20 protein-coding genes are annotated in these 16750 nt (G+C 73.0%); 7 read left to right on the forward strand and 13 right to left on the reverse strand.

Annotation, left to right across the window (positions count from 1 at the left end):
• Window positions 1–4: 4 nt before the first annotated feature.
• The 5 genes from PH189_RS22775 to PH189_RS22795 form a co-directional block, all read right to left on the reverse strand.
• Entirely contained in the window at window positions 5–829 is an 825-nt protein-coding gene (locus PH189_RS22775; RefSeq protein ID WP_274191122.1) for an O-methyltransferase, read from the reverse strand.
• Window positions 826–2025 (reverse strand): sedoheptulose 7-phosphate cyclase, encoded by a 1200-nt coding sequence (locus PH189_RS22780; protein WP_274191123.1) that lies wholly within the window; start codon window positions 2023–2025, stop codon window positions 826–828. Before PH189_RS22780 ends, PH189_RS22775 begins: the two co-directional genes overlap by 4 nt.
• A 110-nt stretch (window positions 2026–2135) precedes the next feature.
• Window positions 2136–2801 (reverse strand): HAD family hydrolase, encoded by a 666-nt coding sequence (locus PH189_RS22785; protein ID WP_274191124.1) that lies wholly within the window; start codon window positions 2799–2801, stop codon window positions 2136–2138.
• A gap of 133 nt (window positions 2802–2934) precedes the next feature.
• A complete protein-coding gene (locus PH189_RS22790) occupies window positions 2935–3114 on the reverse strand; it encodes a hypothetical protein (RefSeq protein ID WP_274191125.1) in 180 nt (59 codons plus the stop codon).
• Between the two features lie 74 nt (window positions 3115–3188).
• Window positions 3189–4400: a pyridoxal phosphate-dependent aminotransferase gene (locus tag PH189_RS22795; protein ID WP_274191126.1), complete on the reverse strand. Its 1212-nt coding sequence runs from the start codon at window positions 4398–4400 to the stop codon at window positions 3189–3191.
• A gap of 114 nt (window positions 4401–4514) precedes the next feature.
• Here PH189_RS22795 and PH189_RS22800 point away from each other — a divergent pair, with 114 nt between their 5' ends.
• The 4 genes from PH189_RS22800 to PH189_RS22815 all read left to right on the forward strand — a co-directional run bounded on the left by PH189_RS22800 (window position 4515) and on the right by PH189_RS22815 (window position 8138).
• On the forward strand, window positions 4515–5105 hold the full coding sequence (locus PH189_RS22800) for a dihydrofolate reductase family protein (protein ID WP_274191127.1): 591 nt from the start codon (window positions 4515–4517) through the stop codon (window positions 5103–5105).
• An 80-nt stretch (window positions 5106–5185) separates the two neighbouring features.
• Window positions 5186–6292, forward strand: coding sequence for a quinone oxidoreductase family protein (locus PH189_RS22805; RefSeq protein ID WP_274191128.1), 1107 nt, complete (start codon window positions 5186–5188; stop codon window positions 6290–6292).
• A 41-nt stretch (window positions 6293–6333) separates the two neighbouring features.
• Window positions 6334–7260, forward strand: a complete 927-nt coding sequence (locus tag PH189_RS22810) for a fumarylacetoacetate hydrolase family protein (RefSeq protein ID WP_274191129.1) — start codon at window positions 6334–6336, stop codon at window positions 7258–7260.
• A complete protein-coding gene (locus tag PH189_RS22815; RefSeq protein ID WP_274191130.1) occupies window positions 7248–8138 on the forward strand; it encodes a VOC family protein in 891 nt (296 codons plus the stop codon). The genes PH189_RS22810 and PH189_RS22815 overlap by 13 nt, the downstream gene beginning before the upstream one ends.
• Here PH189_RS22815 and PH189_RS22820 read toward each other — a convergent pair.
• Genes PH189_RS22820 through PH189_RS22840 form a run of 5 tightly spaced genes read right to left on the reverse strand, consistent with a single transcriptional unit; the run spans window position 8095 to window position 11364 of the window.
• On the reverse strand, window positions 8095–8883 hold the full coding sequence (locus PH189_RS22820) for a GntR family transcriptional regulator (protein WP_274191131.1): 789 nt from the start codon (window positions 8881–8883) through the stop codon (window positions 8095–8097). The two genes, PH189_RS22815 and PH189_RS22820, sit on opposite strands and share 44 nt — an antisense overlap.
• 23 nt (window positions 8884–8906) lie before the next feature.
• Window positions 8907–9557 carry a class II aldolase/adducin family protein gene (locus PH189_RS22825; protein ID WP_274191132.1) on the reverse strand — a complete coding sequence of 217 codons (651 nt, stop codon included), beginning with the start codon at window positions 9555–9557 and terminating at the stop codon, window positions 8907–8909.
• On the reverse strand, window positions 9554–9955 hold the full coding sequence (locus PH189_RS22830; RefSeq protein ID WP_274191133.1) for a nuclear transport factor 2 family protein: 402 nt from the start codon (window positions 9953–9955) through the stop codon (window positions 9554–9556). The genes PH189_RS22825 and PH189_RS22830 overlap by 4 nt, the downstream gene beginning before the upstream one ends.
• A gap of 24 nt (window positions 9956–9979) precedes the next feature.
• Entirely contained in the window at window positions 9980–10444 is a 465-nt protein-coding gene (locus PH189_RS22835; RefSeq protein ID WP_274191134.1) for an SRPBCC family protein, read from the reverse strand.
• Window positions 10441–11364: a VOC family protein gene (locus PH189_RS22840; protein WP_274191135.1), complete on the reverse strand. Its 924-nt coding sequence runs from the start codon at window positions 11362–11364 to the stop codon at window positions 10441–10443. The genes PH189_RS22835 and PH189_RS22840 overlap by 4 nt, the downstream gene beginning before the upstream one ends.
• 141 nt (window positions 11365–11505) lie before the next feature.
• Here PH189_RS22840 and PH189_RS22845 point away from each other — a divergent pair, with 141 nt between their 5' ends.
• The gene (locus tag PH189_RS22845; RefSeq protein ID WP_274191136.1) at window positions 11506–12333 is read left to right on the forward strand and encodes an SDR family NAD(P)-dependent oxidoreductase; all 828 of its coding nucleotides are present in this window, start codon (window positions 11506–11508) and stop codon (window positions 12331–12333) included.
• Between the two features lie 102 nt (window positions 12334–12435).
• On the forward strand, window positions 12436–12627 hold the full coding sequence (locus PH189_RS22850) for a hypothetical protein (protein ID WP_274191137.1): 192 nt from the start codon (window positions 12436–12438) through the stop codon (window positions 12625–12627).
• Between the two features lie 142 nt (window positions 12628–12769).
• Here PH189_RS22850 and PH189_RS22855 read toward each other — a convergent pair whose 3' ends face one another.
• The 3 genes from PH189_RS22855 to PH189_RS22865 are packed head-to-tail and all read right to left on the reverse strand — an operon-like array spanning window position 12770 to window position 15431.
• Window positions 12770–13606 carry a class I SAM-dependent methyltransferase gene (locus tag PH189_RS22855; RefSeq protein ID WP_274191138.1) on the reverse strand — a complete coding sequence of 279 codons (837 nt, stop codon included), beginning with the start codon at window positions 13604–13606 and terminating at the stop codon, window positions 12770–12772.
• On the reverse strand, window positions 13603–14637 hold the full coding sequence (locus PH189_RS22860; protein WP_274191139.1) for a sigma-70 family RNA polymerase sigma factor: 1035 nt from the start codon (window positions 14635–14637) through the stop codon (window positions 13603–13605). Before PH189_RS22860 ends, PH189_RS22855 begins: the two co-directional genes overlap by 4 nt.
• On the reverse strand, window positions 14634–15431 hold the full coding sequence (locus PH189_RS22865; protein WP_274191140.1) for a MerR family transcriptional regulator: 798 nt from the start codon (window positions 15429–15431) through the stop codon (window positions 14634–14636). The genes PH189_RS22860 and PH189_RS22865 overlap by 4 nt, the downstream gene beginning before the upstream one ends.
• A 169-nt stretch (window positions 15432–15600) precedes the next feature.
• Here PH189_RS22865 and PH189_RS22870 point away from each other — a divergent pair, with 169 nt between their 5' ends.
• On the forward strand, window positions 15601–16722 hold the full coding sequence (locus PH189_RS22870; protein ID WP_274191141.1) for a ferredoxin reductase: 1122 nt from the start codon (window positions 15601–15603) through the stop codon (window positions 16720–16722).
• Window positions 16723–16750: the final 28 nt, after the last annotated feature.

A 16750-nucleotide genomic window follows, 5' to 3' on the forward strand; every position in this document is an offset into this window, starting at 1 on the left:
CTCCTCACCCGCTCCGGCGGATCAGGGTCAGGCCGTCGCGCAACGGCAGGAGCACCTGCTCGACGCGCGGGTCGGCGGCGACGGTGTCGTTGAACGCGGCGATCGCGTCCCCGTTGGCCGTGCGCTCGCCGGCGACCCACGGCGCGCCCTGCATGAGCGTGTTGTCGACGGCGACCAGGCCGTGCGGGGCGAGCAGACCGGTGTTGACCAGCGCCGCGAGATAGTCCGCGTAGCCCGCCTTGTCGGCGTCGATGAACACGAGGTCGAACTCCTCGCCGGCCGCGGCCAGCGCGGCGAGCGTGTCGGCGGCCGGCCCGACCTCGACGGTGATGCGCCCGCCGGCCGGGGACTCCGAGAACGCCCGGCGGGCCAGGTCGGCCACCTCGGCGTCGAGCTCGCACGCCACGAGCCGCCCGTCGACGGGCAGGGCCTCGGCCATGGCGAGCGCCGAGTACCCGGTGAACAGGCCGATCTCCAGCACCCGCCGGGCCCGGGTGGCGCCGACCAGCATCTTCAGCGCCTGACCCTCGACGTGCCCCGAGAGCATCTCCTGCTCGAGGAACACCGCCCCGGGGTCGCGCCCCGCCCAGTCGTGCTCGCGAGTCAGCGCGGCGAGGCGGGCGAGCGCGGACGACTCCGGCGTGGTGCAGCGCTCGAGGTACGGGTCGAGCCCGCCGGCGAGCTCCTGCGCCCGCCGCAGGTCGGCGCGGACGTCGTCGGGCACGTCCGCCACGCCGTCGAGTCCGTCGGCGATCCGGTCGAGCGTGGCGGCGAGGATGCCGACCGGGGTCACCGGCCGGGGTCCGGACGCGCGAGCCGGGGCACTCATCGGCGGAACGTGTCCACACCCGCGCCCGCGCGGGGGTAGTCGGCCACCAGCGCGCGGTGCGCGGCGAGCGTCTCCTCGAGCTCGTCGGCGCCCAGGTCGTTGATGAAGTGCGTCGTCCCGATCGGCCGCGGGACCGCGGCGCGCAGCTTGCCGTCGCGGGTCTGCAGGATCGAGTCGGTGCCCTTGGCCAGCACCTCCGGGGTGAGCAGTGGGCTGTCGAGGGAGAGCCCGAGGCGGCTCATCAGGCCGAGGATCCGGTCGCGGGCGGCCTCGGTGATGTAGCCGCGGCGCTGCGCGAGGGTGGTCGAGAGCGCCATGTCGACGCTGATCGCGTGCCCGTGGAAGAAGGGCTCGTCGCCGGAGAGCTCGAGCGTCGGGCTCCAGGTGTGGCCGAAGGCGATGACGCGGTCGAGGTCGAGCTCCTGGAGGTTCGGCACCTCGAGCCGCAGCATCGTCTCGATCGCGTCGTAGGTCAGCCGGTGGGTGACCTCGCGGAGCTCCGGCGAGCCGTCCCGGTGCCCGAAGCCGGTGGCGAGCAGGTCCTCGCCGTACTTCTCGAGCAGCTCGAAGATGCTCTCGTTGCCCACCACGGCGATCTTGATGAGCTCGGCCATGCCGTTGCGCACCTGCTCGACGGGCAGGGTCGCGAGGAACGAGAAGTCGAGCAGAACCTGGCGGGACGCGTGGAAGGCCCCGAGGCGGTTCTTCGCCTTGCCGTGGTTCACCGCGACCTTGATCGCGACGCTGGCGTCGACGAGCCCGATGAGCGTGGTCGGGATGCGGATGTAGTCGGTGGACCGCCGGAAGATCGAGCACGCGAAGCCGGCGACGTCGGTGGTGAGGCCACCGCCGACGACGAGCACGGGCTCGGTGCGGACCAGCCCGAAGTCGCCGAACGCGTCCACGATGCGCTCCGCGGTGCGCATCGTCTTGTCCGCCTCGTCGATCGCGATCGCGAAGATCGTGAGGTCGATGCCGTGGTGGTCGAAGTAGGCCTGCATCGCGTCGCCGTGGAGCTCGGCCACGGTCGCGTCCACGACGGCGAGGCAGCGGCCGTAGGGACGGTAGGCGTCCGCCAGCCCGGTGTTCTCCGGCGCGAAGACGCCGTCGACGAGGGTGAGCGAGTAGTCGATCTTCTGGTAGCCCTCGACGTGGAAGGCGGTGTCGGTGGCCGTGAGGGTCGGCTGGGCGGTCATGGGCGCGGTCTCCCGATCTGGGTGCACGGGGTGATGTGGGCGTGCGTCATCGGACCGCCGGGTGGCCGGCGGTCGACGGGTGGTACAGCGGGTACGGGGGGGGCGGGCTGCTAGGCCGCGGTCAGGGAGGTGAGGTCGTCGACGGTCAGGCGGTCGAGGCGACGCGCCGCCTCGGGGAACTCGCCGCTCGCGGTGTTCTCGTTCGGGAAGGCGACACAGGTGACCCCGGCCGCGGCGGCGGCGCGGACGCCGTCGGCGTTGTCCTCGATGGCCACGGCCGCGCCGGCGTCCTCACCGAGGGTCGTCAGCGCGAGGGCGTAGGCGGCGGGGTCGGGCTTGGGGTTGTCGACCTGGTCGGAGGCGACGACGACGTCGAAGTGCTCGGGACGGATCGTCGCCTGGAGCCCGTCGAGCAGGGCGAGGACGTTGTCGCGGGACGTCGTCGTGACGAACCCGGTCTTCCAGCCCTGGCTCTTGGCCGCGCGCAGCGCGTCCAGCACACCGGGCCGGGGCGCGGGGGCCTGCGTGCGCAGCTTCTCCTGGAAGAGGCGCGACTTCGTGGCGTGCACCGCGGCGGCGTCGACGTCCTCGCCACGGGCCTTCGCCTCGTCGGCGATGCGGGTCTCGCCGCCCGCCTTCCCGAGACGGGAGCGGTAGTCGTCGCGGTCCCAGTTCCAGTCCAGACCGTGCTCGGCGAAGGCCTCGTTGAAGGCCGCGCGCTGCAGTTCGGAGGAGTCGGCGACGCTGCTGATCGAGCCGAAGAGGAGTGCGGTCACCGGTGTGGTCCCTTTCGATCGGGGCGCACGAGGTGGCGCCGCGAGGGGGGTGACCACGGGAGGAGGACCGAAACGTGCCAGTCGGCCGGGGGCGACGGGCCCGCTCGGGGCGGGACCCGTCGCGCGTACCCGCTCAGGCGGCGGACGTCCTCCCGGTCGGCAGCGCGTCCTGAATTGCGCGCAGCTCCTGCGCGACGGTGACGAGGCCGTCGGCGTTCACGCGCCGCAGCTCCTCGAGGACCTGCTCGAGCAGGGTGTTCGTGGTCTCCAGGGCCTCGCGCAGGGGCGCGGTACCGGCGATGTCGCCCAGCATGGGTCGTCCTCCTTCAGTAGGAGGTACCGACAGTACCTGATACCGAGAGTCCCGTGTGTTCGACGTCGCCGCGCTCAGTCCTGGCGGTAGGTCTCCAGGAACCCGCCGATCCGCGTGATGGCGTCGTCGAGGGTCTCGGCGTGGGGGAGGGTGAGGATCCGGAAGTGGTCGGGCGTCGGCCAGTTGAAGCCCGTGCCCTGCACCACCTGGATCTTCTCCTCGCGCAGCAGGTCGAGCACGAACTGCTCGTCGTCCTTGATCGGGTAGCGCTCGGGGTCGAGCCTCGGGAACGCGTAGAGCGCGCCGCGGGGCTTGACGCACGAGACGCCGGCGATGGCGTTGAGGCCCTCCCATGCCCGCTCGCGCTGCTCGTAGAGGCGCCCACCGGGGGCGGTGAGGTCGCCGATCGTCTGCCGCCCGCCCAGCGCGGCCTGGATCGCGTACTGCGCCGGGGTGTTCGCGCACAGGCGCATCGAGGCCAGCATCGCCAGGCCCTCGAGGTAGTCGCGGGCGTGCTGGCGCGGCCCGGTGACCACCAGCCAGCCCGACCGGAAGCCGGCGACGCGGTGGGTCTTCGAGAGCCCCGAGAACGTGAGCACGACGAGGTCCGGCGCGAGCGAGGCGACGTCGTGGTGCATCGCGTCGTCGTAGAGCACCTGGTCGTAGATCTCGTCGGCCATCACCATCAGCCCGTGTCGGCGCGCGAGGTCGAGCAGGCCCTCCAGGACCTCCTTCGAGTAGACCGCGCCGGTCGGGTTGTTCGGGTTGATGATCACCAGCGCCTTGGTGCGGTCGGTGATCTTCGCGGCGACGTCGTCGAGGTCGGGGAACCAGTCGGCCGACTCGTCGCAGCGGTAGTGCACGGCGCGCCCGCCGGCGAGCGTGGCCACCGCGGTCCACAGCGGGTAGTCCGGCGCGGGCACCAGGACCTCGTCGCCGTCCTCCACCAGGGCCTGCACGGCCATCGAGATGAGCTCGGAGACGCCGTTGCCGAGGAAGACGTCGTCGACGTCGACGTCGAGCCCGCGCGCCTGGTAGCGCCCGGCCACCGCGCGCCGCGCGGGCAGCACGCCGCGCGAGTCGGTGTAGCCGTGCGCCTGCGGGAGCATCCGGATCATGTCCTGGACGATCTCCTCGGGCGCCTCGAAGTCGAAGAGCGCCGGGTTGCCGGTGTTGAGGCGCAGGACGCTGTGCCCCGCCTCCTCCAGCAGGTTCGCCTGCTCCACCACCGGCCCGCGGATCTCGTAACAGACGTCGCGCAACTTGTTCGACTGTCGGAACTCCACGGCACTACCCCTCGCACACGACGCCGGCACGACTCCGTGCCGCGTGCCGGTCTACCAAACGAGGACGTGTGACGGGGGTCTCCGGTTGTTCAACTCTATGGTTGAATAAGTGCCATGACCGTGCTGCTGGTGGCGACGATGTCGCTCGACGGGTTCATCGCCCGTCCCGACGACTCGGTGGGTCCGCTGTTCGACTGGTTCGGCGCCGGCACCGAGGAGGTGACCGCCGCGGACTCCGACCGCGTCTTCCGCACCACCGAGGCGAGCGCCACGTGGATCCGCGAGCAGTGGGGGAAGGTCCGCGCCGGTGTCTGCGGGCGGCACCTCTTCGACCACACCAACGGTTGGGAGGGACGCCCCCCGGCCGGCGACCACGTCGTCGTGCTGACGCACGCGGTGCCCACGGACTGGCCGTACCTCGACACCGCCCCGTTCACCTTCGTCACCGAGGGCGTCGAGGCCGCGGTGGCGACCGCGAAGGAGCTCGCCGGCGACGCCGACGTCACGGTGACGGCCGGGAACGTGGGCGGGCAGGCGCTCGCGGCCGGCCTCGTCGACGAGGTCGAGATCTCCCTGGTGCCCGTGGTGCTCGGGCGCGGGAAGCGCTTCTTCGGTGAGGACGCCCCCGAGACCGTGCTCGAGGACCCCTACATGGCGGTGCCCGGCCGCCGGGTCACGCACCTGCGCTACCGCGTGTCCCGGTAGCCCGGCACAGGCTCCCGGAGCGCATTGCGCGGGCCCTCAAAGTGTGTGCACTATGAGCCGCCCAGGGAAGGAGCCTGTCGATGACGACCCTCTCCGCGAGAACCATCCCCGCCACGTGGCCCTCGGTCCCGCGCACGATCCCGAGCACCATGTCCGCGGTCGTGTTCGACGCCTTCGGCCCGCCCGACGTGCTGCGCGTCGACACGGTCGACGTCCCGGAGGTGGGTGCGGGCGAGGTCCTCGTGCGGGTCGCGGCGGTGTGCGTCGGGCGCTTCCTCGACGTCTCCCTGCGCGCGGGCCGACACCCGGTCAAGCCGGTGCTTCCGCACGTCCTCGGCGTGGAGCACGCGGGCACGGTCGTCGCGGTCGGTGCCGACGTGAGCGAGATCGACGTCGGCCAGCACGTCGCCGTCTGGCCGGTGCTCGGCTGCGGCAACTGCGAGGCGTGCATCGACGGCAGCAAGGAGGCCTGCCCGACGCTGCGGATCGACGGCGTGCACTCCCACGGCGCCTACGCCGAGTACACCGCGGTCGGCGCGGACGCGGTCTGGTCGCTGCCCGACGACCTGGACCCGGCCACCGCCGCGGGCGTCGCCCTCGCCGGGCCGGTCGCGATGAACCAGCTGCGCCAGGCGGGCCTGCGCCGGCACGACTGGGTGCTGGTGGCGGGAGCGGCCTCGGCCCTCGGGGCCACCACCGCCGAGCTCGCCCGGCACCTCGGGGCGCGCGTCATCGGCACGTCCCGCGCGGCCTGGAAGCGCGAGCGGCTCCTCGCGATGGGCCTCGAGGCGGCGCTCGACCCCACCGCCGAGGGCTTCGTCGACGAGGTCCGCGCGCTGACCGGCGGAGCCGGCGTCGCCGTGGCCGTCGACGACCTGGGCGACCCGGACATCTTCGCCCGCCTCACCGACGTCCTCGCCCCGCAGGGCGTGCTGGTCTCGTCCGGGGCGTTCCTCGGCGGGACGGTGCCGCTGAACCTGGCCCGGCTCTACACGCTCAACCAGCGGATCCTCGGTGTCCGCACCGGCAACGACGCGAGCGCCCTGGCGCTGTGGGCGGAGGTCGCGCGCGGGTTCCGGCCCGTCGTCGACCGCGCGTTCCCGCTGGCGGAGGCGGCCGAGGCGCACCGGTTCCTGGAGGCCGACGACAACATGGGCCGGATCGTGCTGATCACGGGCCAGGCCTGAGTCCGAACAGACCTGAGTCCGAACAGAGCAGGGGAGGACGCGTGCGCGAGGCGCCGTGGATGCTCGTCACCCACCACCAGGGGGACGCGGCGAAGTCGGAGGTCGGCATCCGGGCCGGTGGGGTGATCCGCCGGGCGCCCGACGAGCTCGCCGGCCGGACGATGCTCGAGGTGCTGGGGGAATGGGACACCCTGGCCCCGGTGCTGCGCGGCCTCGACCCCGACCGGCTCGCGCCGGTGGAGGGCGCGGTGCTGCTCGCGCCGCTGCTCTACCCGCCGAAGGTGCTCTGCGCGGGGGCGAACTACTACGCCCACCTCGCCGAGATGGGCGTGGACCGCCCCCCGGGCCCCGTCGAGCCGTACTTCTTCTTCAAGCCGCCGACGACGTCGGTGGTCGGGCCGGGCGAGCCGATCGTGCTGCCTCCGCGCGCCGGCCGGAAGATCGACTGGGAGGTCGAGCTCGCCGCGGTGATCGGCCGCCGGTGCGTCGACGTGCCGGTGGAGCACGCGCTCGACGTCGTCGCCGGCTGGACGGTCGTCAACGACGTCTCGTCGCGCGACCTGCTCGACCGCGCCGGGGCGATCGCGCCGCCGTTCGGGCACGACTGGGTCGGCGCCAAGGCGGGCGATACGTTCTGCCCCACGGGGCCGGGGATCGTGCCGTCGTGGATGGTCGACGACCCGCAGCGGGTGGCGCTGCGGCTGTCGGTCAACGGCGTGGTGAAGCAGGACTCCAGCACCACCGACATGGTCACCCCGATCGACCAGCTGATCGCCGCCGCGAGCCGGGCCGTGACCCTCGAGCCCGGCGACGTCCTCGCCACCGGTACGCCGGCCGGTGTCGGCTTCCCCCGCGGTGAGTTCCTGGCGCCCGGCGACGAGACCGTCGCCGAGGTCGACGGCATCGGCGCGCTGCACAACCCCGTCGCGGAGCGCACGACACGAGAGGACTCCTCATGGGCACGGTGAACGTCTCGAAGCTCGGCTACGTGGGCTTCGAGACCCCGGACGTCGAGCGGCTCGTCGAGTACTACACGACGGTCCTGGACTTCGTGCTCGTCGAGGGCGACGACCGCGGGGCGTTCCTCACCACCGGCTCCGACCACCACTGCGTGGTCGTCACCCGGGGCGACGCCAAGGCCCGTCAGGTGGTCGGTTACGAGCTCTGGGAGGACCTCGACAGCGCCGAGCAGCGGCTCAAGAACGCCGGGTACGTCACCGAGCGGCGCAGCGACATCGGGCCGGGCACGCCCGACGTGCTGGTGCTGGAGGAGCCGATGACCGGGGTCGCCCTGCACCTGGCGACCTCGCAGGACCCCAGCGGCGTCCAGGGCTTCACGCCCCTGCGCCCCACCAAGCTCGGCCACGTCGCGGCCTACACCCCCGAGCTGGCGACCATGCAGTCCTTCTACCAGGACCTCCTCGGCTTCCGGTGGTCGGACACCGTGGGCGACTTCTTCGTCTTCATGCGCTGCAACGCCGACCACCACGCGGCCAACTTCATGGCCAGCCAGAAGTACTCCGGCATGCACCACGTCGCCTACGAGATGCGCAGCCCCGACCACCTGATCTCGATGCTCGACCACCTCGCCAAGCACGACTACCGGCTGCACTGGGGGCCGGGGCGCCACGGGCCGGGCCACAACCTGTTCACCTACCACCGCGACCCCGACGGCAACGTCGTCGAGCTGTTCACCCAGATCGACGTCGTGGTCGACGAGGCCAAGGGCCACTGGGAGCCGCGCCCGTGGCACGAGGAGTTCCCGATGTACCCGAGGACCTGGGAGGTCGACCTCGCCACGGTCAACCAGTGGGGGCCGATCGACCCGCCGAGTCTGGATCACTGACCGACGCCCGACCGCCCAGCAGCAGCGCCAGCGCCCCGTCGACGCACGGGGTGCCGTGGCCCGGGGCGTGGCCGTCGACCACGCGCCGGGCCGTGCCCGCGAGGTGGCGCGCCATCTCGGCGACCGCGGCGTCGGGGTCGGCGTCGCGCACCGCGTCGAAGATCGCCTGGTGCTCGCGCTGGCGCGCCCCGAAGTCGGTGCGGTGCTGGGCCTGGTCGATGCGCACGTAGCGCTCGCTCTGCTCGGCGTAGGAGTTGATCGTGCGCAGCACGGTGGCGCCGCAGCGCCCGACCAGCAGGCGGTGGAAGCCGCGGTGGGCAACGGTCCAGCTGGCCATGTCGCCGGCCCGGTACGTGCGTTCCATCTCCTTGAACGCCGACGTCGCGCCCCGGATCTCCTCGCGGCTCAGCCGGCCGGCGGTCAGACGTGCGCCGAGCGACTCGAGCGTGATCCGGGCGGCGTAGAGCGAGTCCAGCTCCTCGGCGTCGAGCCCGAGGACGCGGCTGCGCTGATTGGGCTCGGAGGAGATCAGCCCCTCCTCCTGGAGCATCCGGAACGCCTCGCGCAGCGGGGTGCGTGACACCGCGAGGACGCGGGCCAGCTCGGCCTGCTTGAGCTGGGTGCCGGGTGGGAGCGTGCCGCTGATGATCAGGTCGCGCAGGTACGCGTGCACGCTGACGCTCGTCTGGCGCGGGTCGTTGATGCGCAGCCCCGCCCGGCCCCCCAGGAGCTCGCCGATCGACACCGCCGGAGTGTATGCAGACGTGCTCACGGCAGCCCTGCGAGGTGACGCCACAACCGCTCCATCAGGGGCGGGGCGGCCGCGCGCCAGGCGTCGATCTCGTCGTACGTGAGGGCCCGTGGCCCGTGCCCGACGGTCGCGAGGTGCACCCGGCACGCGGCCTCGAGCAGCCACATGCGGGCTACCGCCGCCCCCGGGGTCTCGCCCACGGTGAGCGCGCCGTTGCCGCGCAGGAGCACGGCGTCGGCGTCGGCGAGGGTGTCGGCGGCGGCTTCGGCGCGGTCCCGGTCGCGCAGCAATCGCGCGGAACCGTGCACCGGGATGCGGCGCCCCAGCCACGATGCCTGGCCGTGCAGCGGGACCAGTTCGGTCGCGATCGCCGACGCGGCGAACGCCGACTCGGGCTGGGCGCGCACCACGGCGCCGACGTCGGGGCGCGCCCGGTAGATCGCGAGGTGCGCCCAGGTCTCCGGGGCGGTGCCCGTCGGCAGTTCCCCGGCGGCCGCATCGAGCGTCACGAGCGCGTCGGCGGTGACGTCGCCCGGTGCGATCGGCGGGGTGATCACCACGAGATCCCCGACGCGCGCGGACACGTGCCCGAACGCGGTGACCAGCCCGTGGCGGGCCAGCGTCCGCGCCGCGAGCGCGACCTGCTCGCGAATCTCGTCGAGTGTCACGGGACCGGCGCGGCCTCCTGGGATTCGGCCTCGATCGCGGCGAACAGGGGCGCGAGATCGATGTGGATGCGCAACGAGGAAACCAGGCCCTGCGGGTTGCGGTCGAGGATCGACACGCACGGCATCGAGATGTGGGCACCGCCCTTGGTCGTGTAGTGGGTGGTGACCTCGAGGATCACGGTCGCGCCGTCGTTCTCGTCCCAGCGGTGGTGGACCTCGTGGCGCATCCCGCCGATCATCGACCAGAAGCCCTCGAAGGCGTCGTGGATCGCGGCGATGCCGACCGTCGGCGGCTGGTTGCCGAAGATCACCTCGGCATCCTCGGCGTGACGCGCGACGAACGGCTCGAGACGCAACGCGTCGACGTCGGCGTAGTAGTCGGTGACCCAATCGGACATGGCTGCTCCCGGAGACAGGTGGGACTAGACGGCTGCGCCGGCGGCGATCTTGCGGACGGCGCCGAGCGTGGCGGCCACCGCGGCGCGGTAGCTGTCGGTCATCTGGTCGGCGTGGGCCTTCTCGCCCGCCGACCCGCCCGGCTCGCCGGCCACGGTCAGGGCGAAGCTGAACCGCAGCGTGAGGTCATCGGACCCGGCCCCCTCGATCTCGTTCGCGATCGTGCCCAGCACCGGCCCGGCGATGCGGGTGAACACGACGCGGTGCGGGCGCTCGAGCGTGATCCGCTCGGAGAACGCCTGGCCCTTGTACACGATGTCGCGGTCGAACACGGTGTCGCTGTACCGGGCGGTGACGGTGCAGTCGGTCATCGACGGGACGAACGGCAGCGCGTTCTCCGCCTTGCGCACCAGCCCGTCCCACAGGGCGTCGGGCGTGATCAGCGGCTCGCCGGGCTCGTTCACGGGCAGCGCGTGCGTCACGAAGATCATGGGTGGACCGCCTCCGGGAGCACCTGGGGTCGAGTGATCTGGGGTCGGGTCGTCACCGGCTTCTGCGTCGGACCGAGCCACATGTCGATCGAGCCGCGCTCGGCGGGATCGAAGTAGCGGGGCCGCCAGGCCGCCTCGTCGGTGATCCGGCGGACGCCGTACGAGTACTCGTAGGTCAGGCCCTCGGGCCCGAGGAAGTACAGGAACACCGCGCCCGACTGCGGGTGGCGCCCCGGGCCCATCTCGATGGGCACGCCCTGGTCCTGCAGGTGGTGCCAGTTGCGGAACACGTCGTCGAGCTCGGCGACCTGGAAGTTCACGTGGCACAGGCCCGGCCGGTCGCCCTGGAACACCGCGAGCTTGTGGTGGACCTCGTCGATGCGCATCAGGCAGGCCGCGTCGCCGATCCAGTCCGAGGCCCGCGCGTTGAACGTCGTCGACCAGAACCGGTGGGCCTCGGCGACATCGGGGGCGTCGAGGCAGAGGTGGCCGAACTCGGTGATGCCCGACCCCCGGCCCGGCCGCACCGGGCGGGCGAGGGTCTGCTGCCCGCAGACCAGCTCGATCCGGTTGCCGAACGGGTCGTCGAACCCGATCAGCTCGCCGACCCGCCGCGAGCGGGCGTCGGCCGGCCCGCCGCGCCACACCGTGAACCCGCGGCTCTCGAGCTCCGTCTCCGCCAGCGCGAGGGCGCCGGGGCCGTCGACGGTGAACGCCGAGGCGATGACGCCCGAGACCCCCTCGACGAACGCCAGGCAGTGGTGCCGGGAGTCCGCGCGCAGATGGGCGACGCCGGGCTCGGTGTCGTCCGCGGGGCCGTCGACGTGCTCGAGCCCGACCACCTCGGTCGCGAACCGCACCGCGCCCGCGAGGTCGGCGGCGCCGGAGCGGACATAGGCGATGTCGACCAGCTCGATCACACCGGGGCCTCCCGCCTCGACAGTGATGGGGACCACTCAGGGTGCATACAGTTGAGACGGGTGTCAATGCGTGGGCGGGCGCTCGATGGTCGAGCTGTGACGTGGTTGACCGGTGGTGCCAAGTGTGCACACTCTAGGGACGTGAGCACAGTGCCGACGGACGCCACGCCCGCCCGTTTCCCCGCGACCGCCCCCTCCGCGCCGCCCGGCGGGCGCCTGGCCGGCAAGCGGGTGCTGATCACCGGCACCGCCGGCGGGCAGGGTGAGGCGGCCCAGGCGGTGTTCCTCCGCGAGGGTGCGCGGGTCGTCGGGTGCGACGTGCAGACCGGCGCGGCCGAGCGCACGGCGGGCCCGCTCGTGGCCGAGGGCTACGACGTCACCGGTCACACCGTCGACCTCGCGGACCCGGTGGCGGCGGAGCGCTGGATCGAGGAGAGCGCCGCGCGGCTCGGCGGCATCGACGTCCTCTACAACAACGCCGCGGGCGCCGGGTTCGCGCCGTTCGACCAGATGACCCTCGACCTCTGGCGCCACGTGCTCCACGTCGAGCTGGACATCGTCTTCCACACGACCCGGCCCGCCTGGCCGCACCTGCTGGCCACCGGCAACGCCTCGGTGATCAACACGGCGTCGATGTCCGGGCTGCGTGGCATCGCCCCGCTCGGGCAGGTCGCGCACTCGGCGGCCAAGGGCGGGGTCATCGCGATGACGCGCTCGCTCGCGGCCGAGGGCGCCGAGCGGGGCGTCCGGGTCAACACGATCTCGCCGGGCTTCGTCACGTCCCCGGCCACCGACCAGTTCGTCGGCGACGAGCTCCGGGCGTTCCAGATGGGGTTCCACCTGATCCAGCGGCCCGGTACCGGGCTCGACATCGCCCACCTGGCGGTCTACCTGGCCTCCGACGAGTCGGTGTGGGTCACCGGGCAGAACATCTCGATCGACGGCGGGGTCACGGCCGGCTTCCGCTGATCGCCACGGACCGCCGAAGCGCGCCTGCTCGCCCCACCGCCGCGATCCCTCACCCTCATGGCGCCGGGTCGCCGGAGCGGCTCGCTCGATGTCCGGACCCTGGTGACGACCGCGACCTACCTCGTCGTCGGCGCGGTCCTGGTGCTCCTCGTCCTCCTCGTCGCGGCGCCGTCGGTGAGCACCGTCCTCCCGACGGTCCCGACGTCGTCGATCCCCGCGATGGGCGACTACGACACCACGGGCGGGCTGGTCTGGACGCTCTACCGCGACGCCGGCGGCCCCGTCGCCCCCTGACCGGAGACGCTTCGGAAACCGAAGCGTCTCAGCGATCGCCTGTGCCGGTCCGCGCTCCCGGGTCTCCGGCCCCATGAGCGATCGACTCGACTTCTTCAGTCCGGGGCCACGCCGACGTCCGGAGTCAGGAGAGCCCCCATGATCACGTCCGCCGGGCCCGCACGATCCAGGTCGCCGCGTCGTACCGGACACCTCCGGGGTCGTGGTGGGCGACGAGGTCCGCGCGCAGGGCGGCGAGGGCGTCGTCGCGGGTCGCCGGGTCGAGGTCGGCGAGCAGTCCCGCCTGCTGGCCGGCCACGTAGCCCAGGGCGTCGTCGGGGTCGGCGCCGAACACCATGGGCGCGCGACGGGCCATGAACTCGACGTCGGTGAACCCGGCGTCCCGGAGCACCGCGTCCACGCGGGCGGGCACCGACAGGGACAGCGGGCTCGGACCCTGCGCCGGCGGGAACGCCACCGCGCGTCCCGCGGCGAGGATCGTCAGGAACGAGCGCAGCCACTCCTGGTGCTCGAGGCCCTGCCAGGTGAGCAGCACCATCCGGCCGCCCGGGCGCAGGGCCCGGGCGAGGTTGGCGAACGCCGCCACGGGGTCCGCGAAGAACATCGCGCCGTGGCGGCTGACGACGACGTCGGTGCCGCCGGCGGGGAAGGGGTGCACCTGGGCGTCGGCGTGCTCGAAGGTGACCGTGTCGAGCCCGGCGTCCGCGGCACGCTGCCGGGCGATCGCGAGCAGGCGCGTCGAGAGGTCGACGCCGGTGACGTGCCCGGGCGCTGCCGCCCGGGCCGCGTCGAGCGACGTCCGGCCTGCGCCGCACCCGACGTCGAGCACCGTCTCGCCCGTGGTGATCGCCGCGGCCCCGAGGAACGGCGGGTGGTGCGCGGCCACGGCGGCGTCGAAGCGGTCGGCGTGCTCCGCCCAGAAGGCGCCGGTCCCGCCGTCCCACGCCTCGGCCTGCGCAGCGTTGCCCGGGTCGGTCACGGCAGGGTCGATCGCGGTAGGGAGCCGGGCAGCCCGAAGCGCGCGTGGTGCTCGGCGCCGATGAACGAGGTGACCCCGGCGATGCGGTCGCCGCGCAGGGTCAGCACGTCGATCGACCAGGGCGTGTGCGGGGCGTCCGCGGGTTCGTCGGGCGCGCGCCGGTACGAGGCCACGGCGAGCTGACCGTTGGCGGAGACCTCGAGGTGGCGCCACGAGCCGCAGCCGCCGCCGAGCGGCACGGCGCGCGCGAACGCCGTCACCGGCCCGATCCCCGCGTACCAGTGGGTCATGGGCGGCATCGACCAGGTGACGTCCTCGGTGAGCAGGGCGACGAGCGCGTCGGCGTCGCCGCGCTCCAGTGCCGAGGAGTAGACGCGGACGACCTCGCGCAGGCGGGCGTCGTCGACCTCGCGCAACGTGCGCTGCTGGCTCGCCGTCGGCACCTTCTCGGCGACGAGCTTGCGGGCCCGCTGCAGCGCCGAGTTCACCGACGCCGTCGACGTGTCCATCGTCGTGGCGATCTCGGCGGCCGAGAAGCCGAGGACCTCGAACAGCACGAGCGCCGCCCGCTGGTTGCCCGGCAGGTGCTGCAGGGCCGCGACGAACGCCAGCTCCACCGACTCGCGCTCCTCGGCGCGGGCGCCCGGCTCGTCCGGGTAGGGGCCCAACCAGGCGACGTCGGTGACCGGGACGTCGCCCGTGGCCACGCGCTCGCTCGCCGGTCCGAGGTCGACGGGCAGGGCGCGGCGGCCGCGCGCGTCGACGAGGTCGAGGCACGTGCGGGTCGCCACCGTGTACAGCCAGGTGCGCAGCGAGCTCCGGCCCTCGAACGAGCCGAGCTTGCGCCAGGCGCGCACCAGCGCGTCCTGCAGCGCGTCATCGGCGTCGTGCGCCGAGCCGAGCATCCGGTAGCAGTGCGCGTGCAGCTCGCGGCGCAGCGGCGACACCAGGCGGCCGAAGGCGTCGTCGTCGCCGGCCCGGGCCCGGGCGAGGTCGTCCGTGAGATCGGGACTGACCGTGGTCTCGCTCACCCGTCCGATTCTGCCGCAGGCGGGCTGCCCCCGGGGGCGGATCCGGTCGGGCCCGCGGAGCCGGACTCGAACGCGTCGGAGACCTCGTCGAGGAAGCCCGAGATGGCCCGTGGCATCTCCTCGCGGAAGGCGGCGAGCAGGGCCTGCGCGGCCACGGGCTGCAGGGCGCCGACGACGTCGAGGACCTGCCCGTGGCGCTCGTGGGGGAGGCCGTCGCGGACGTGGTCGGCCCACACCGTGCGCCGGAACAGGTCGATGAAACTCGCCGTCACCGCGCCGACGTGGGTGGTCAGCTCCTCGCGCAGGTCGACGAGGGCGCTCAGCGGCATCCCGAGGCGGACGGCCTCGGCCCCGGCCCGCACGAGCCCGGGGTTGGGGACGCGCACGCGCCCGTCGTCGAGGGTCTGCACGAGGTGCGCGTCCACCAGCGAGCCCCAGGTCTCCTCGTCCACCGCGACCCCGAGCCAGCCCGGGAGGTCCGCGAGCGGCATCTCCAGCGGCGGCTCCGGGGCCCACGGCGCGAGCATGTGCAGGTACTGGGCGAGCGCCTCCTCCGCGGACTGCCGCGGTGTCGCCGTGACGAGGCGCTCGATCGCGGCGAGCGCGAACCCCTGCTCCTGGAGCTGGGCGATGAGGTCGAGGCGCGCGAGGTGCTCGGGCCCGTAGTAGCCGGTGCGTCCCTGCAGGTGGGGAGGCGGCAGGAGCCCCCGGGCGGCGTGCGCGCGGACGTTGCGCACGGTCATGCCCGCCCGACGGGCGAGCACGCCGACCGTCATCTCGTGCCCCGTGTCCACGGCCTCCACGCTAACGATGGCCCCGCGTGACATCTCGGGGCGACATATGACATGTGATCGTGTTTCATGTCGCCCTCGGAGGGTCATCCGTGGCCAGACGACAACCTGTACGTGTAACCCCCGGTTCCCGGTACTGGCGGTTCCATGTAGCGTGGCGGAGGTGAGCGACGTGAGCGATGAACAGACCGCCGGCCGACTCCCTCGCGGAGTACGGCGCCTCCGCAAGGTGGCGTCGCGGTTCACCACGCCGCTGCTCCCCGACGACTACCTCTCGTCGCTGGTCAACCCGCTCTGGTCGGCCCGCGAGCTGCGCGGCAAGGTCGTCAAGGTCGTGCCCGAGACCGAGGACGCGGTCACCCTCGTCATCAAGCCCGGCTGGGGCTGGTCGTTCGACCACCAGCCCGGCCAGTACGTGGGCATCGCGGTCCAGGTGGACGGACGCTTCCACTGGCGGTCCTACTCGCTGACGTCACCGCCCAAGCGGGACCAGGGTCACCTGTCGGTGACGGTCAAGGCGATGCCCGAGGGCTTCATGTCCCAGCACCTCGTCGGCGGGCTCGAGCCGGGCACCATCGTGCGTCTCGCGCCGCCGCGCGGCGAGTTCGTGCTTCCCGACCCGCCGCCGAAGAAGATCCTGTTCCTCACCGGCGGCAGCGGCGTCACCCCGATCATCGCGATGCTGCGCACGCTCGACCGCCGCGGCACGATGCCCGACGTCCTCGTCGCCCACTCGGCGCCGGACGAGGAGAGCCTGCTGTTCTCCGACGAGCTGGACCGGCTGTCGGAGAAGCACGAGAACCTGCGGGTGCACAAGCAGTTCACCCGCACCGCCGGCCACCTCGACCTCGACAACCTGTCCGACCTCTGCCCCGACTGGCAGGAACGCCAGGCCTGGGTGTGCGGACCGAACGCGCTGCTCGACGACGCCGAGCGCGTGTGGTCCGACGCCGGCCTCGACGAGCAGCTGCACCTCGAGCGCTTCTCGGTCGACCTCGCGGGCGGTGAGGCCGAGGGCGGCACCGTGTCGTTCAAGCAGTCCGACGTCGAGATCGAGATCGACGGTGCCACCACGTTGCTCGAGGCCGGCGAGCAGGCCGGCCTGCAGCTCCCGTTCGGGTGCCGCATGGGCATCTGTCACACCTGCGTCGTCCCGCTGCGCCAGGGCGTCGTCCGCGACCTGCGCGACGGCACCGAGCACCGTGCCGACGGCACGGGTGGCGCCGACTGGGACGCCGTCAAGATTCAGACCTGCGTCGGCGCCGCCGCCGGCGACGTCGTCCTCGACATCTGACCTCGTTTCCCGCCCGACCAGGTCCCAC

The organism is Actinomycetospora chibensis (assembly GCF_028737215.1).
GTDB lineage: Bacteria > Actinomycetota > Actinomycetes > Mycobacteriales > Pseudonocardiaceae > Actinomycetospora > Actinomycetospora chibensis.

Excerpts from the sequence above, each read along its gene's own strand:
- PH189_RS22805 (WP_274191128.1), top strand. The coding sequence starts at position 5,186 with ATGACGACCCTCTCCGCGAGAACCATCCCCGCCACGTGGCCCTCGGTC.
- PH189_RS22835 (WP_274191134.1), bottom strand. The coding sequence starts at position 10,444 with ATGATCTTCGTGACGCACGCGCTGCCCGTGAACGAGCCCGGCGAGCCG.
- PH189_RS22775 (WP_274191122.1), bottom strand. The coding sequence starts at position 829 with ATGAGTGCCCCGGCTCGCGCGTCCGGACCCCGGCCGGTGACCCCGGTC.
- PH189_RS22790 (WP_274191125.1), bottom strand. The coding sequence starts at position 3,114 with ATGCTGGGCGACATCGCCGGTACCGCGCCCCTGCGCGAGGCCCTGGAG.
- PH189_RS22830 (WP_274191133.1), bottom strand. The coding sequence starts at position 9,955 with ATGTCCGATTGGGTCACCGACTACTACGCCGACGTCGACGCGTTGCGT.
- PH189_RS22815 (WP_274191130.1), top strand. The coding sequence starts at position 7,248 with ATGGGCACGGTGAACGTCTCGAAGCTCGGCTACGTGGGCTTCGAGACC.
- PH189_RS22780 (WP_274191123.1), bottom strand. The coding sequence starts at position 2,025 with ATGACCGCCCAGCCGACCCTCACGGCCACCGACACCGCCTTCCACGTC.
- PH189_RS22800 (WP_274191127.1), top strand. The coding sequence starts at position 4,515 with ATGACCGTGCTGCTGGTGGCGACGATGTCGCTCGACGGGTTCATCGCC.